Consider the following 14,788-nt stretch of genomic DNA (forward strand, 5'->3'; position numbering starts at 1 on the left):
TAACCCCGGATATCCGGGGTTATTTTTTAGCGGGCGACACGTAATCCGTGTTCAATGCCGCGACTGAAAACAACCTGCCAGAGCTGAATATCCCGCGCACGGAACGCACCCGCACAGGCATTCAGGTAATAGCTAAACATGCGTTTGAACCGTTCGGAATAGTTGTCTGCAATCTCAGGCCAGGCTTCCTGAAAACGGGAGTGCCATGCCATCAATGTGGTGTCGTAATCCGCGCCGAAGTTATGCCAGTCTTCCACAATGAAGTGGGGCTCGCTGGCGTTAGCAATCTGGCGCACGGAAGGTAAACAGCCATTCGGAAAGATGTATTTATTGATCCACGGGTCCACGTTATTGTCTGTGCGCTTAGAACCAATGGTATGGAGCAGGAAAATACCGTCAGGCTTCAGGTTTCGGTCGGCAACGTCAAAATAGGTTCTGTAGTTTTTCGGACCCACGTGCTCGAACATACCAACGGAAACGATGCGGTCGAACTGTTCGTTCAGGTCGCGGTAGTCCTGAAGCCGAATATCGACATCCAGCTCCTGGCAACGTGTCTGAGCCATTTTTTGTTGCTCAGCTGAAATCGTCACGCCCACAACGCTGGCACCGTAATGCTTCGCCATGAAATACGCCAGACCGCCCCAGCCGCAGCCGATATCCAGCACGCGCATACCCGGTTTTAACTGCAGCTTCTCGCAGATTAGACGCAGTTTATCTTGCTGCGCCTCTTCAAGCGTTGTGGCCTTTTTCCAGTAGCCGCAGGAATATTGCATTAAGGGATCGAGCATACGACTGAACAGGTCATTACCGAGATCGTAGTGCTCTTTACCGACGATCCATGCCCGCTTTTTACTTTGCAGATTGAACAGTCGAGCGGAGGCGATACGCAGCGTGTCTTTGAAGTGGCGAGGGAGCTGATTTTCAAGACCGGCGCGCAATACGCTGGAGAAAAACATGTCCAGCCGTTCACACTCCCACCAGCCGTCCATATAGCTTTCGCCCAGGCCTAACGATCCCTCCTGCAAGACGCGTTTAAAAAAATCGGGATGTTTGACCTGCGGATCGGCGGGGGAAGACCCATTAATCGTGATGCCCGCACGTCCCAACAGTTCACTGACGATCCGGGACCAGTTATCGTCCGGAACGCTGACTTCTTCTATACACGATGAACTCATAGCTTCTCCATCACCTTGCTGTGATCAGAACCTTAAAACAGCGTAGACGCTTTTTTGGGTTTGTGAGAAATCTCACGGTAAATGCCCGCGAGGCTAATATCCGACGTAGAACAGAGGAAGGGAGATAACCCTTGCCGAAAAGCCTTCCATGGTAAAACGGGAGCACTCCGGCTCCCGTTAACACTTAATATTTATCGTATTTAATCGAACCAAATTTAGTATAGGCCTCAAAATTTGGTGATTCAATAGAAAATTCTTAGCAACCTAATCACTATGTCTTAACATAATTTCTGGCGCGATTATGCGTGCGACGTTTCCACCTTCTGACGCGCATTCTGCTCGCGCTGAGCGGAAGACTGCATACGGTAGCCAAGGGCAGCCAGCGCAACGGTCACCAGCATCACACTGGTGGTGGTCAGGAGCGGTGTGGCAATCAACGCAGAGACCACCAGACTCGCCAGGAAGCACAGACCCAACTGTAACGTGTTCTGCAGCGCGGCGGCGCGTCCCGTCGCCTGTGGGAACGGACGTAACGCATGCGCTACCACGATTGGGTAAATAGCACCGTTAGCGACCGCCATGACGCAGAACGGAATCAAAATTTCGGTCAGGCCCGTACCCGGAATAAACCCGACGGCCCATGTGCCGAAAACGCTTAACGCGAACAGTACCAGTAGCCAGGGCAGCATCTGCTGGCCTTCCCACTTCTGCAGCGCTGCACGACAGCCGTAGCCGCCGACCAGGAAAGCGATGGTCTGCGGAACATAACTCAGGCCGATTGCCGCCGGGCTGTATCCCATATCGTGCAGAATGAACGGCGAGCCAGTCAGCCACGCGAAGAAACTGGCGGAACAGGCCGCGTAAATCAGGACGTTGCCACGATACGCTTTTGAACGCAGCAGCGAGGCAAAGGTAATCGGCTTCGCGTCAGGATGCGTCTCTTTTTTATGCGCAGGCTTGAGGAAAAACGCAGGCAGCATCAGTATCAGCGTGATGGCAAAGAGCGTGGCGAAGATCGCCTGCCAGTCGAAATGGGCCAGGATCCAGCTTCCGAGCAACGGTGCAAGGGCAGGCGAGAGACCGACCAGCGGCATAATTGTGGCGAAAATTCGGTTAGTGCGGGATGCCGGATAATAATCGGTCACCAGCGCCTGCCAGGTGACCGCTGCAGCACAGACGCCAATGGCCTGAATGAATCGCAGTACCAGCAGCCAGGTAGCATCGCGTACCCACAGCATGCCCAGGCAGCCCACGGCAAAAATAGCCAGACCCAGCAGCAGCACGGGTTTACGACCAAAGCGGTCGGAGAGTGGCCCCCAGAGGAGTTGTGCGATGGCAAAACCGGCGAGGAACAGGCTCAGGCTGGCGCTGATAGCGGCTGCGGGGGTTTGCAGATCTTCCTGCATCGCGGCAAATGCGGGCAGATACATGTCGGTCGCTAAAAAGCCCAGCACGCTTAAGCCGCCGAGCCAGACTAAAAATCCTTTCCTGGGTTGCATTGTTTTATTCTCCTGAGGAGGCAGGTGTACGTTGGCGCAGAGTGTAGGGAGTGCAAAGCGGCTTGTGAAACGCTAATATTTGCTGAGTGCATTCAAATTTTTTGCAGGCAGAACATGTGGTCAGATTATTCTCTTGAAGTTGTGGATGCTGTTGCTCGTAACGGCAGTTTCACCGGTGCCGCGCAGGAGTTACACCGCGTACCCTCGGCGATCAGTTACACCGTGCGTCAGCTGGAAGAGTGGCTGGCGGTTCCGCTGTTCGAGCGGCGTCATCGCGACGTGGAATTAACGCCTGCAGGCGCGTGGTTTTTGAAGGAAGGGCGTTCTGTCATCAAAAAAATGCAGATCACCCGCGAGCAGTGTCAGCAGATCGCTAACGGCTGGCGAGGCCATCTCTCCATCGCGGTGGATAATATCGTTAAGCCGGAACGGACCCGGCAAATGATCGTGGATTTCTATCGTCATTTTTCTGATGTCGAACTGCGGGTCTCCCAGGAGGTATTCAACGGCGTCTGGGATGCGCTGGCGGATGGCAGGGTGGAGATGGCGATTGGTGCAACGCAGGCGATCCCCGTTGGGGGACGCTATGCGTTTCGCGACATGGGGATGCTGAGCTGGACCTGCGTTGTCGCCCGCGAACATCCGCTGGCGGCAATGGAAGGCCCGCTCAGCGATGACACGCTGCGCAACTGGCCGTCGCTGGTGCTGGAAGATACCTCGCGCTCGCTGCCCAAGCGCATCACCTGGCTCCTGGACAACCAGCGCCGCGTGGTGGCCCCTGACTGGGAATCGTCGGCAACCTGTCTTTCTGCGGGGCTGTGCGTGGCGATGGTGCCCATTCACTTCGCGCGTCCGCGCATCGATACCGGAGAGTGGACAGCGCTGACGCTGGAAAATCCGTTCCCGGATGCGGCCTGCTGTCTGACCTGGCAGCAAAACGACGTATCGCCTGCGATGGCCTGGCTTCTGGATTATCTGGGAGACAGTGAAACGTTGAATCGGGAGTGGCTACGGGAGCCAGCATAACTGGCTCCGTAAGCGATTAACGGCGATAGTCGCGGAACGGACCGTCCGCCACGGAGCGGCGCTCGATGAGGCGCGGGTGAACTTCAATCGACTGGGATTCTTCACGCTTGTTGACGATCCTGTCCATCAGCATGTTGAAAGCCGTTTCGCCCAGCGAGTCTTTTGGCTGGTGAATGGTGGTCAGCGCCGGGGTGAAGAAGCGCGCGTTACGCACGTTGTCATACCCGATCACGGAAATATCCTGCGGCACCCGCAGGCCCAGCTCGTCGGCGGCGCAGAGTGCGCCCATCGCCATAATATCGCCGCCACAGAAAACAGCTGTCGGGCGATGCGGTTGGGAGACAATCTGCTGCATTGCGCGGTAACCGGATTCCGGCTCAAAGTCGCCTTGAACGATCCAGTTTTCCGGCACGGTGATGAGCGCCTCTTCCATCGCCTTCATAAACCCGGCCAGACGGCCCGCACCGGTGTTGCGCTCCAGCGGACCCGGGATCACGCCAATCTCGCGGTGACCGCGTTCGATCAGATAACGACCGGCCATATAGCCGCCTTCAAAGGCATTATCGATAACGGAATCGGTGAAGTCCGCGCGTGCTTCGCCCCAGTCCATCACCACCATCGGGATGTGGCGGTACTCTTCCAGCATGGAAAGTACGGACTCTGGGTACTCGGAACACATTACCAGCAGGCCATCGACGCGCTTTTGCGCCATCATCGACAGGTAGGCGCGCTGCTTCTCAATGCTGTTCCACGCATTGCCCAGAATCAGCGTATAGCCTTTCTGGAAGCAGTTTTTCTCAACGGCTTCGATGATTTCGGCAAAATAGGCCGCTTCACTGCTGGTCGCCAGCAAGCCAATCGACTTGGTGTGATTCACCTTCAGGCTGCGCGCAACCGCACTTGGGGAGTAATGTAACTCCTTGATCGCCGCCCAGACGGCGTTGCGCGTCTCTTCCGCGACGAAGCGGGTTTTGTTAATTACATGTGATACGGTTGTAGTGGAAACGTTTGCGCGTTTTGCTACGTCTTTTATTGTTGCCATTCAATGTCACTCCAGACCATATCCTAAACTCCTGAAAAACTTGAAGGTAAACGTTTGCCTTCTCTCACCCTTATTACGCAATCTTGAGTTGCGACACGCCGGGAAAACGACACAGGACGTCAGGAGGGGGTCAATGGCCGGTACGCTAATAAATTTAGCGTGGAATTTTGTCCTATCTTGATGAAAAGGGGAAGAGCTAAAGTGGATATCAGTTTAAATCCAGGAAGATTTTTGACGTAAACTGTGTAAAAATGAGCAAGCTCACTTTTCGTGGGGTGATTAAAAGGAGAAAAATTGATGAGTTCCGATCTGAAGTTTTCGCTGGTGACCACCTTTATCGTGCTGGCATTGATTGTTGCCGGTGGTTTGACGGCTGCGCTGCACTGATTTACGCGGGGGGAGAAGTCTTTTCCCTCCTCATTTTCTTCCTATTGTTACCTCTCCGGCAAAAATCTTTTGCCAAAATGTTAACTTCTCAAATTTTGTGATTGATGTCATGCTTTTGACTTCTTAGTTCTGTGTCGCGTGATGACACGGCATCCGGAGTTGACTCATGAAAATCAATTTTCCTCTGCTGGCCCTGGCGATTGGCGCCTTTGGGATCGGCACTACTGAATTCTCCCCGATGGGGTTACTGCCTGTTATCGCACGCGGTGTAGACGTCTCTATTCCTGCGGCCGGGATGTTAATCAGCGCCTATGCCATCGGCGTGATGGTCGGGGCCCCGCTGATGACGCTGCTGCTGTCGCACCGCGCGCGTCGCAATGCGCTGATATTTTTGATGGCGATCTTTACGCTGGGCAACGTGCTCTCCGCGATTGCGCCGGATTACACCACTCTGATGCTGTCGCGTATTCTGACCAGCCTGAACCATGGCGCATTTTTCGGTCTGGGCTCGGTTGTTGCGGCAAGCGTGGTTCCGAAGCACAAGCAGGCCAGCGCGGTGGCGACCATGTTTATGGGGCTGACGATCGCCAACATAGGCGGTGTGCCTGCGGCCACCTGGCTGGGTGAAGTCATTGGCTGGCGAATGTCTTTCCTGGCGACAGCAGGGCTGGGCGTGGTGGCGATGGTAGCGCTGTTCTTCTCCTTACCGAAGGGGAGCGCCGGGGAACGTCCTGACGTGCGCAAAGAGCTGTCGGTGCTGATGCGTCCTCAGGTGCTTTCCGCGCTGCTGACCACGGTGCTGGGGGCCGGTGCGATGTTTACCCTCTACACCTATATTTCACCGGTGCTGCACGATATTACCCACGCGACGCCGATCTTTATTACCGCGATGCTGGTGCTGATAGGCGTGGGCTTCTCTATCGGTAACTATCTGGGCGGGAAACTGGCCGATCGCTCCGTGAGCGGTACGCTGAAAGGCTTTTTAACCCTGCTGATTGTCATCATGATTGCGATCCCGTGGCTGGCACGCAACGAATGGGGTGCTGCGATCGCAATGGTCGTGTGGGGTGCTGCCACTTTTGCCGTGGTACCACCGCTTCAGATGCGGGTGATGCGTGTCGCCCATGAGGCGCCAGGTCTCTCTTCTTCCGTGAATATCGGTGCGTTTAACCTGGGTAATGCGCTGGGGGCTGCAGCGGGCGGGGCGGTGATTTCCGGTGGGCTGGGATACAGTTTTGTGCCGGTTATGGGGGCAATTATTGCCGCACTCGGCCTGCTGTTAGTGCTAATGTCCGGTCGTAAACAGCCAGAAGCTGCCTGCGCGGCGGAATAAACAAAAACGCAGAAGGGCGAACCCTTCTGCGTGTCTCTTACGCGGCGAAGTTCTTCGCCACAAAGTCCCAGTTAGCCAGTGCCCAGAAGTGCTCCAGATAGTTAGGACGCGCGTTACGGTAATCAATGTAGTAAGCGTGTTCCCATACGTCCACGGTCATCAGCGGTTTAGCGCTGGTGGTCAGCGGGGTACCCGCATTAGAGGTGGAAACGATAGCCAGCTTGCCATCCGCTTCTTTGACCAGCCACGTCCAGCCGGAACCGAAGTTTTTGATGGCCGCATCGGTAAACTTCGCCTTGAAGTCCGCGAAGCTGCCAAAAGCGGCGTTAATGGCGCTCGCCAGTTCACCGTCAGGTTCACCACCGGCATTTGGCGCCAGGCAGTGCCAGTAGAAGGTGTGGTTCCACACCTGAGCCGCGTTGTTAAACACGCCACCCTCTGAGCTACGGACGATCTCTTCCAGCGTTTTGCCTTCGAAATCGGTACCTTTAATGAGGTTGTTCAGATTGGTGACATAGGTTTGATGATGTTTGCCGTAATGGTACTCCAGCGTTTCCGCAGAAATGTGTGGTGCCAGGGCGTCTTTTGCATACGGTAGTGCAGGTAATTCGAACGACATTGCTTCTCTCCTTATTTTATTTGTACGTTGTCAATAACCCTACAGACAACAGGGAAAGGATAGCAAATTGAAAGAGTATGCAAAAGAGGAACTTACCCTGCCACGCGAGCGACAGGGCAGGGGTTAGCGAATGGTTTTTGGCGTCATCACACGGCGCGCGCCAACGTAATGACGCACCCAGTAGTCTTCACTGAGTGAGGTAATCTGGATGTCCTGGCCGCTACGCGGTGACTGAATGAATTTTCCGTTGCCGACATAGACCCCGACATGGTCAGCCGTGCCGCGACCCTGGGTACGGAAGAACACCAGGTCACCGTTCTCCAGCTCACCACGATTGACCGGTGCGGCGTCGCGCAGGTGGTACATTTCATTGGCGGTACGCGGAATACGGAACTTCACTAGGTCTTTATATGCGTAATACACCAGGCCACTGCAATCGAAACCCGTTCGTGGAGAAGTGCCACCCCAGTGATACGGTTTACCTATTTGCCCCATTAATTTATTCATCGCCGTTTTTTGCGCTTTCTGCATACGAACTTTATGCACTTCGGCTAATTTCGTGACTTTCGTGCACTTCGCTTTGCGACCTTTACGGGTAGTGCATTTTTCTGTCACGAGGTTGGCGGCCGTTTGCGAGGCTTTACGTCGGCTAGAATGTGCGGTGTGGATTGGGGATGTTTTCGTCTTACTGGAGGCGGTCTTTTTGGTCTGTGTGGGTGTTTTTTTCTTTACGGTCTTGCTGGTGGTTTTTTTCTTACGTTCTGTGGACTTAACCAGATGCGATTTTTGTACAGCAGAATGCCGCGCCTGTTCAGAGGCGTTCGCCGCTGGCGTGAAAGTGAGTGATGTAAACAGTAAAGCACAGAGCGTGATCGAGATTTTATTTATCCGCGCCACTGGGCAGTCCCCTGATTAATGCAGGCCATCAATAATACCCGCGTATGATTTACAAAGCCTGTCGATTCTAATCCATAAAAACCCGAGAAGTTAATAGCATTTTTCATTCTAAAATCATGTTTCGTTAGCAAGTGCAAAAAAACTCATCGTTCTGTCGCACTATTGTTCACTCCCTAAGCAAAACCGTACTGCAAACAGGGATAAACGTCATTTGCGATGCATCTTTTAGCGTTAGCCGTTAAAATAGTAAAACGTGACAAAAATGTTATTTTCCGATGTCTGTCTGAACCGCTACAATGTCAGACTAATGCCGTAACAGAAGTTAAAGGAAGCAAGACATGAGCACCACTATTGAAAAAATTCAGCAACAAATCGCTGAAAACCCGATTCTCCTGTACATGAAAGGTTCTCCGAAGCTGCCAAGCTGCGGTTTCTCCGCGCAAGCGGTTCAGGCGTTATCTGCCTGTGGTGAGCGTTTTGCTTACGTTGATATCCTGCAGAACCCGGACATCCGCGCTGAGCTGCCAAAATACGCAAACTGGCCGACTTTCCCACAGCTGTGGGTTGACGGTGAGCTGGTGGGCGGTTGCGACATCCTGATTGAAATGTATCAGCGTGGCGAACTGCAGCAGCTGATCAAAGAGACGGCGGCGAAGTACAAAACGGAAGAACCAGACGCAGAGTAAGTTTCTGCGTTAATAAAAAAGCGACCCGCTTAGTGTGGTCGCTTTTTTTTTGCCGGGCGGCGCTGCGCTTTCCCGGCCTACAATTGGCGATCGGCCTCATCATCCATCGGCAGAGGCCAGCCGCCCAGACGTTTCCAGCGGTTCACAATTTCACAGAATAGTTCTGCCGTACGCTCTGTATCGTAGAGGGCCGAGTGCGCCTGGGTGCCGTCAAACTCAATCCCTGCCGTGATGCAGGCTTTAGACAAGACCGTTTGCCCCAGCGCCAGACCGCTTAGCGCTGCGGTGTCAAAGGTCACAAACGGATGGAACGGGTTGCGTTTCAGCGAGGCGCGCTCTGCGGCGGCCATCGTAAAGCTGTGGTCGAACGTCGCGTTGTGGGCCACCATAATGGCGCGGCTACAATCATTCTCTTTCATGCCTTTGCGCACCATTTTAAAAATGGCGTGCAGCGCGTCATATTCGCTGACCGCGCCACGTAACGGGTTTTTCGGATCAATACCGTTAAAGGCCAGCGCCTCTGGCTGCAGGTTTGCCCCTTCGAAAGGTTCAACATGGAAATGCAGCGTGGTGTCCGGTGTAAGCCAGCCCTGTTCATCCATCTTCAGCGTGATGGCGGCAATTTCAAGCAGCGCATCGGTTTTAGCGTTAAATCCGGCTGTTTCTACATCAATGACAACGGGATAAAAACCACGAAAACGGTCGCACAGACCGGTAAATTGAGCGTTATCGGACATCAGGGTCTCTTACAAGGGGAAAAAAGCAGTGCGCATTATGGCAAATTTTGAGAGGGGATGCAGTAAAACTACGGGCGCAAAGTGCGCCCTGCGGGATCAGTTGCCCAGACCGCGGCCAGCGTCTTTGGCTTCGATCAGTTCGATTTTATAACCGTCGGGATCTTCAACAAACGCAATCACGGTGGTGCCGCCTTTTACCGGGCCCGCTTCACGCGTAACGTTGCCGCCGTTGCTGCGGATACGCTCGCAGGCTTCCGCTGCGTTGTCCACTTCCAGCGCGATATGACCGTATGCGGTGCCCAGCTCATAGCTGTCCACGCCCCAGTTATAGGTCAGCTCAATGACGGCTTCATCGGTTTCCGGGCCGTAACCCACGAATGCCAGCGAGTATTTGTATTCAGGGTTTTCGCTGGTGCGCAGCAGCGTCATGCCCAGAACGTTAGTGTAGAAATTGATGGAACGTTGCAGGTCGCCAACGCGCAGCATGGTGTGAAGTAGGCGCATAATTTCCTCATTAACCAATAGAATGGAGTAACTTTTTGAACAGAAACGATGTTTTAGTATAGCGGCGAAATGTCGCCGCTATCAATGCACAATGGGGGATTACAGCGAAGGGTAGTCGGTATAGCCTTCCGCGCCGCCGCCGTAGAAGCTTTCAGGGCGCTGTGGGTTGAGCTCCGCTTGCTTCTGCAGACGGGCAACCAGATCCGGGTTCGCAATAAAGTCACGGCCAAACGCGACCGCGTCGATCAGACCTTTGCCGATCAGATCTTCCGCTTTTTCTGGGGTATACGCACCCGCACCGATGATCACACCGTGGAAGCGCTCGCGCACTTTCTGGCGGAATGCTTCTGTGTAAGGCTGGCCGCCTGCCCAGTCCGGCTCGGACATGTGCAGATAAGCAATACCGCGTTTCGCCAGCTCTTCAATCAGATACAGCGCGTCCGCTTCTTCGTTCGGACCGTTGTCGACGTTCTGGAAAGAACCAATTGGGGAGACGCGAATACCAATACGGTCTGCGCTCCACTCTTTACACACCGCATCCACCACTTCCAGGACCAGACGCGCGCGGTTTTCGACGCTGCCGCCATACTGGTCCGTGCGGTGGTTAGAAGACGGTGACAGGAACTGGTGCAGCAGGTAACCGTGTGCAGAGTGTAGCTCAACCAGGTCGAAACCGGCTTCACGGGCGTTCGCCACGGCTTGACGGAAATCGTTCACGATACCAGGGATCTCGTTCAGCTCCAGCGCGCGCGGCATGGAGGTATCGACGCGGATGGCATTGCCGTTTTCATCGCGCAGGGACGTTCGGGTATTTGCGCTCAGGGCAGAAGCGGACACCGGAGCCTGACCGCCAGGCTGGATGCTGCTGTGCGAGATACGGCCGGTGTGCCACAGCTGAACCGCAATGCGGCCATCTTCTGCGTGCACGCCTGCGGTGATTTTCTTCCACGCGGCAATCTGTTCCGGGCTGTGCAGACCGGGTGCACCGGCGTAGCCTTTCGCCTGGGCTGAAATCTGCGTGGCTTCTGAGATGATAAGGCCTGAGCTTGCGCGCTGACGGTAATATTCACCCATCAGAGGCGTTGGGATGTCACCCGGCTCGATGCTGCGAAGACGGGTCAGCGGGGCCATAAACACACGATTTGGCGCGGTAACGGCGCCCACTTTCAGTGGGGTAAATAACTTTTCAGCGGACATAACGACTCCTGAGTAGACCAGTCGACTAGTAATAATGTAAATAAAAACGCCTGCTAAGCGCCAGGCGCAGTAATACTGCTTTTTACATGTGCCAGCGCGCTTTCGAGCGGCACGGCACTGCGAGAAATCTTGGCCTGCAGGTTGGCTCCTAACCAGAGGGAGTATAAAACCTGAGCCTGTGTTAGCGGGTCACCGGGGAAGGAGAGCGTGTTTTCATCACGCCCCTTCGCCAGCGCCTGCGCGAGCAGGGCGATAACCCCGCTGGCACCTTTATCCATCGCCGCGCGCATATCTTCGGAGAGATCGCACACTTCCGCAGAGAGTTTTACCGTCAGGCAACCGCTGATGATGCCCTGCTGACAGAACTGCGTCAGCGTTTCCTGATAGTAGTTCAGAACACGATCCCGGTAGTTACCTGCACCGCTGGCGAAGTGGGTGGCAAGGCGCTGATGATAGCTGGCGTAGTGCCGCTCCAGCATGGCCACGCCGAAGGCTTCTTTGGAGCGGAAGTAGTGATAAAACGACCCCTTCGGCACCTCAGCGGTTTTCAGTAACTCACTCAACCCCATACCGGTAAACCCGCGGTGCATGCAAAGACGCTCGCCGGTTGCCAGTAAATGTTCGCGTGTATCGTGTTCAGTGTGTCTGCTCATGGGTGCACTCTAATAGACCGTTCGGTCTAATGCAAGCCCGCTCAGTGACGACATGGCGACAAAATATCCATCTGTTGCTGATAAACCGTTGATTTCACGTCCATCATACCCAGTACGGTGGCGAACAAATTGTCCTGCGATACCGCATCTTTTGCTGCATGGTCACGCAAACACTGCTCGTTGACGCCATAATTTTTCGCGTAGTCAGGGGAGAGCCAGAACATAAAGGGAATATGCGTTTGCTGCTCTGGCGCCAGCATGTACGGCGTACCGTGCAGATAAATCCCGCTTTCACCCAGTGATTCACCGTGATCGGAAAGATATATCAGCGCCGTGTTCATGTTGGCCTGACGGGCTTTTAAGGCGTCAATCGTTTTACTGACCACACTGTCGGTATAGAGGATGGTGTTGTCATAGGTATTCATCAGCGCCTGATGATCGCAGTCCTGAATTTCGTTGGTATCACAGGTTGGCGTAAATTTTCGGAAACTGTCCGGATAGCGTTTGCTATACGCCGGACCGTGACTACCCATCAGATGGATAACCAATACCGTGTCTTGCTGCAGGCCGTCCAGAACATTATCCAGACGATAGAGATTCACATCATCAATGCAGCTTTTGTCTTTGCAGAATTGATCCAGCTTCCACTGCGTCATATCTGTATGCGGCACACGGTCGCAGGCACCTTTACAGCCGCCGTCGTTATCGCGCCACAGCAGATTGACACCTGCATGGTTAAGCACGTCGAGCAGACCTTCCTGGTGACGCGCGAGGTCGGCATCGTATTTTTTCCGGGTCATGCCGGAAAACATACAAGGGACAGAAACGGCGGTTTCGGTACCACAGGATGAGGCCTGCGGGAAGTTAATGACGTCTTGCTTTTTCAGTTCCGGGTTAGTTTCGCGCCCGTAACCGTTGAGCGAGTAGTTTGCCGCGCGTGAGGCTTCACCGACGACCAGCACCAGCACGGTTTTTTTCTGCTGCCCGGCAATCAGTGGGCCTTTATGGGCATCTTCACCGATGCGTACCAGCGTTTGGTCGCCCGCAAACCAGCGCATTTTGCTGTATTTCACGACGGCGCTGACGTAGTTTGCCGGCGTGACCATTTTGACAATGCTTTTATTATTCCGAAACAGCGAGGCGTAATCTTTATAAAAGACGGCAGCCACCAGAATAATGACCAAAAGTGCCCCCAGCATTGCTGCAAAGCGCATCAGGAGGGCATACCACCATTTCCCGGTACGGATCCGCGTCAGGGCGAGTATGACGGAAGGGACAATACCGGCAACGGCAATCCACAGGATCATCTGCGGCGTGAGCAGTGCCGTGGCTTCCTGAGAATTGGTTTCAAACACGTTCACAATCATGTTCTGATCGATAACCGCGCCGTAGGTGTACATAAAGTAGGTCGCGGCAGCACATCCCATGGTCAGGAGAATCAGCAACGGCTTACGAATAAAGGGAATATTAAGTAGGCTAAAGACAATCACCCAGCCGCAAAACAGCACCAGCGGTACGGAAGCGGCGAAGAGGATATCGTGCAGATGTGCAGGGGCGATAATGGCCCAGCTGCGCTGAATAAAAAGTGCATTTAGCGCAGTGAAGAAAAGCGCACAACCCAGAGTGAATTTAATATCGTTACAGTGTAACTTTTTTGCAAACCACATCATAAGCAAACCATTCTTTATAGTGATGCGGCGAGTATAGAGAGGGAAGATTAGTGAAACCTTAATGCCACAAAACGGTGGTAAATCTCTTGCACAGTAGGCGCATAACGTCTTCACTGTATGTGATGGTCGGTTTGTGGAGGTGAGTGTGGCAGAGCAACTGGAATTTTTCCCCATCCAGAGCCCGTGCCGGGGGATTTGTCAGGTTGATGAACGCGGCTATTGCCGTGGGTGTATGCGTACCCGTGACGAGCGGTTTAACTGGCAAAACTTTAGCGATACACAAAAGCAGGACGTGCTTCGCCTCTGCCGACAGCGTCTGCTGCGCAAAATTCGCGCAAACAAAGCGGGGGAAACCGAAGAACCCCAGCAACCTTCACTGTTTTAACACGGTAATTGCGTATACTCATGACATCACGTTCTTGAGGAAAATGTTATGGTTCAGCGTATTACCCTTGCCCCGCAGGGCCCGGAATTCTCCCGTTTTGTCATGGGCTACTGGCGTTTGATGGACTGGAATATGTCCCCGCTTCAGCTGGCAAGCTTCATTGAAGAGCATCTCGATTTAGGCATCACCACCGTCGATCATGCCGACATCTATGGCGGCTATCAGTGTGAATCCGCCTTCGGTGAGGCGCTAAAGCTGGTGCCAGCCCTGCGTCAGCGGATGGAGATCGTCACCAAGTGCGGGATCGCCACCACCGCGAAACCTGAAAACGCGCTCGGCCACTACATTACCGACAGCGCACACATTATTAAGAGTGCCGAGCAATCTCTGGTGAATCTGGCAACCGATCATATCGATCTGCTGCTGATCCATCGGCCGGACCCGTTGATGGATGCCGATGAGGTGGCGGAAGCGTTTCTGAATCTGCACCAGAGTGGCAAAGTCCGACACTTTGGCGTGTCTAACTTCACCCCGGCGCAGTTTGCGCTCCTGCAATCGCGTCTGCCGTTTACCCTGGCCACTAATCAGGTCGAGATTTCTCCAGTACACCAGCCGCTGCTGCTGGATGGTACGCTCGATCAGCTGCAGCAGCTGCGCATCCGTCCTATGGCGTGGTCGTGCCTGGGCGGCGGTCGTTTGTTCAATGACGATGAATTCCAGCCCCTGCGTGACGAACTGGAAACCGTTGCCCGCGAACTGAATGCCGAAAGCATTGAGCAGGTGGTCTATGCGTGGATCCTGCGTCTGCCGTCTAAACCACTGCCGATTATCGGTTCGGGTAAAATTGAGCGTGTGCGGTCCGCGTTGGCGGCCGAAGAGCTGCAGATGAGCCGTCAGCAGTGGTTCCGCATCCGCAAGGCCGCGCTGGGTTACGACGTGCCATAAACCGCCATAAGGTGACTTTCCGGTGAAATCTTT

At 54.2% G+C, this 14,788-nt stretch carries 16 protein-coding genes; 6 read left to right on the forward strand and 10 right to left on the reverse strand.

The features are described 5' to 3' along the window. Positions 1-26: 26 nt before the first annotated feature. Together cfa and punC are read right to left on the reverse strand one after the other, a co-directional pair. Entirely contained in the window at positions 27-1,175 is a 1,149-nt protein-coding gene (gene cfa / locus KW829_RS09800; protein ID WP_010430293.1) for a cyclopropane fatty acyl phospholipid synthase, read from the reverse strand. Positions 1,176-1,474: 299 nt separating this feature from the next. Next, positions 1,475-2,674 (reverse strand): purine nucleoside transporter PunC, encoded by a 1,200-nt coding sequence (gene punC, locus KW829_RS09805; RefSeq protein ID WP_218308102.1) that lies wholly within the window; start codon positions 2,672-2,674, stop codon positions 1,475-1,477. Between the two features lie 114 nt (positions 2,675-2,788). Here punC and punR point away from each other — a divergent pair, with 114 nt between their 5' ends. Further along, positions 2,789-3,700 carry a DNA-binding transcriptional activator PunR gene (punR, locus tag KW829_RS09810; protein WP_218308103.1) on the forward strand — a complete coding sequence of 304 codons (912 nt, stop codon included), beginning with the start codon at positions 2,789-2,791 and terminating at the stop codon, positions 3,698-3,700. Between the two features lie 16 nt (positions 3,701-3,716). Here the strand turns inward: punR and purR are convergent, their stop codons facing one another. Then, complete coding sequence (purR, locus tag KW829_RS09815) at positions 3,717-4,742, reverse strand: HTH-type transcriptional repressor PurR (protein ID WP_010430302.1); 1,026 nt, start codon at positions 4,740-4,742, stop codon at positions 3,717-3,719. A 297-nt stretch (positions 4,743-5,039) separates the two neighbouring features. Here purR and KW829_RS09820 point away from each other — a divergent pair, with 297 nt between their 5' ends. After that, entirely contained in the window at positions 5,040-5,129 is a 90-nt protein-coding gene (locus KW829_RS09820) for a YnhF family membrane protein (RefSeq protein WP_042717882.1), read from the forward strand. Between the two features lie 166 nt (positions 5,130-5,295). Then, positions 5,296-6,462 carry an MFS transporter gene (locus KW829_RS09825; protein WP_010430305.1) on the forward strand — a complete coding sequence of 389 codons (1,167 nt, stop codon included), beginning with the start codon at positions 5,296-5,298 and terminating at the stop codon, positions 6,460-6,462. 37 nt (positions 6,463-6,499) lie between these two features. Here KW829_RS09825 and sodB read toward each other — a convergent pair whose 3' ends face one another. Then, the gene (gene sodB / locus KW829_RS09830; RefSeq protein WP_089599797.1) at positions 6,500-7,081 is read right to left on the reverse strand and encodes a superoxide dismutase [Fe]; all 582 of its coding nucleotides are present in this window, start codon (positions 7,079-7,081) and stop codon (positions 6,500-6,502) included. Positions 7,082-7,204: 123 nt separating this feature from the next. Next, complete coding sequence (locus KW829_RS09835) at positions 7,205-7,978, reverse strand: C40 family peptidase (RefSeq protein WP_218308104.1); 774 nt, start codon at positions 7,976-7,978, stop codon at positions 7,205-7,207. A 338-nt stretch (positions 7,979-8,316) separates the two neighbouring features. Here KW829_RS09835 and grxD point away from each other — a divergent pair, with 338 nt between their 5' ends. Next, positions 8,317-8,664, forward strand: coding sequence for a monothiol glutaredoxin 4 (gene grxD, locus KW829_RS09840; protein ID WP_010430312.1), 348 nt, complete (start codon positions 8,317-8,319; stop codon positions 8,662-8,664). Positions 8,665-8,741: 77 nt separating this feature from the next. Here the strand turns inward: grxD and rnt are convergent, their stop codons facing one another. The 5 genes from rnt to eptA form a co-directional block, all read right to left on the reverse strand. Continuing rightward, on the reverse strand, positions 8,742-9,401 hold the full coding sequence (gene rnt, locus KW829_RS09845) for a ribonuclease T (protein ID WP_010430314.1): 660 nt from the start codon (positions 9,399-9,401) through the stop codon (positions 8,742-8,744). A 96-nt stretch (positions 9,402-9,497) separates the two neighbouring features. Then, on the reverse strand, positions 9,498-9,905 hold the full coding sequence (gloA, locus tag KW829_RS09850) for a lactoylglutathione lyase (protein ID WP_010430317.1): 408 nt from the start codon (positions 9,903-9,905) through the stop codon (positions 9,498-9,500). A gap of 99 nt (positions 9,906-10,004) precedes the next feature. After that, entirely contained in the window at positions 10,005-11,102 is a 1,098-nt protein-coding gene (locus tag KW829_RS09855; RefSeq protein ID WP_218308105.1) for an alkene reductase, read from the reverse strand. Between the two features lie 53 nt (positions 11,103-11,155). After that, entirely contained in the window at positions 11,156-11,755 is a 600-nt protein-coding gene (locus KW829_RS09860; protein WP_100166913.1) for a TetR/AcrR family transcriptional regulator, read from the reverse strand. Positions 11,756-11,796: 41 nt separating this feature from the next. After that, complete coding sequence (gene eptA / locus KW829_RS09865; protein WP_218308229.1) at positions 11,797-13,422, reverse strand: phosphoethanolamine transferase EptA; 1,626 nt, start codon at positions 13,420-13,422, stop codon at positions 11,797-11,799. A gap of 148 nt (positions 13,423-13,570) precedes the next feature. Between eptA and KW829_RS09870 the strand changes: the two genes are divergently transcribed. Together KW829_RS09870 and KW829_RS09875 are read left to right on the forward strand one after the other, a co-directional pair. Then, complete coding sequence (locus KW829_RS09870) at positions 13,571-13,810, forward strand: DUF1289 domain-containing protein (RefSeq protein ID WP_010430327.1); 240 nt, start codon at positions 13,571-13,573, stop codon at positions 13,808-13,810. Between the two features lie 48 nt (positions 13,811-13,858). After that, entirely contained in the window at positions 13,859-14,755 is an 897-nt protein-coding gene (locus KW829_RS09875) for an aldo/keto reductase family oxidoreductase (RefSeq protein ID WP_089600251.1), read from the forward strand. Positions 14,756-14,788: the final 33 nt, after the last annotated feature.

Source organism: Enterobacter sp. ENT02 (assembly GCF_019219165.1).
In the GTDB taxonomy this organism is placed as follows: domain Bacteria; phylum Pseudomonadota; class Gammaproteobacteria; order Enterobacterales; family Enterobacteriaceae; genus Enterobacter; species Enterobacter mori.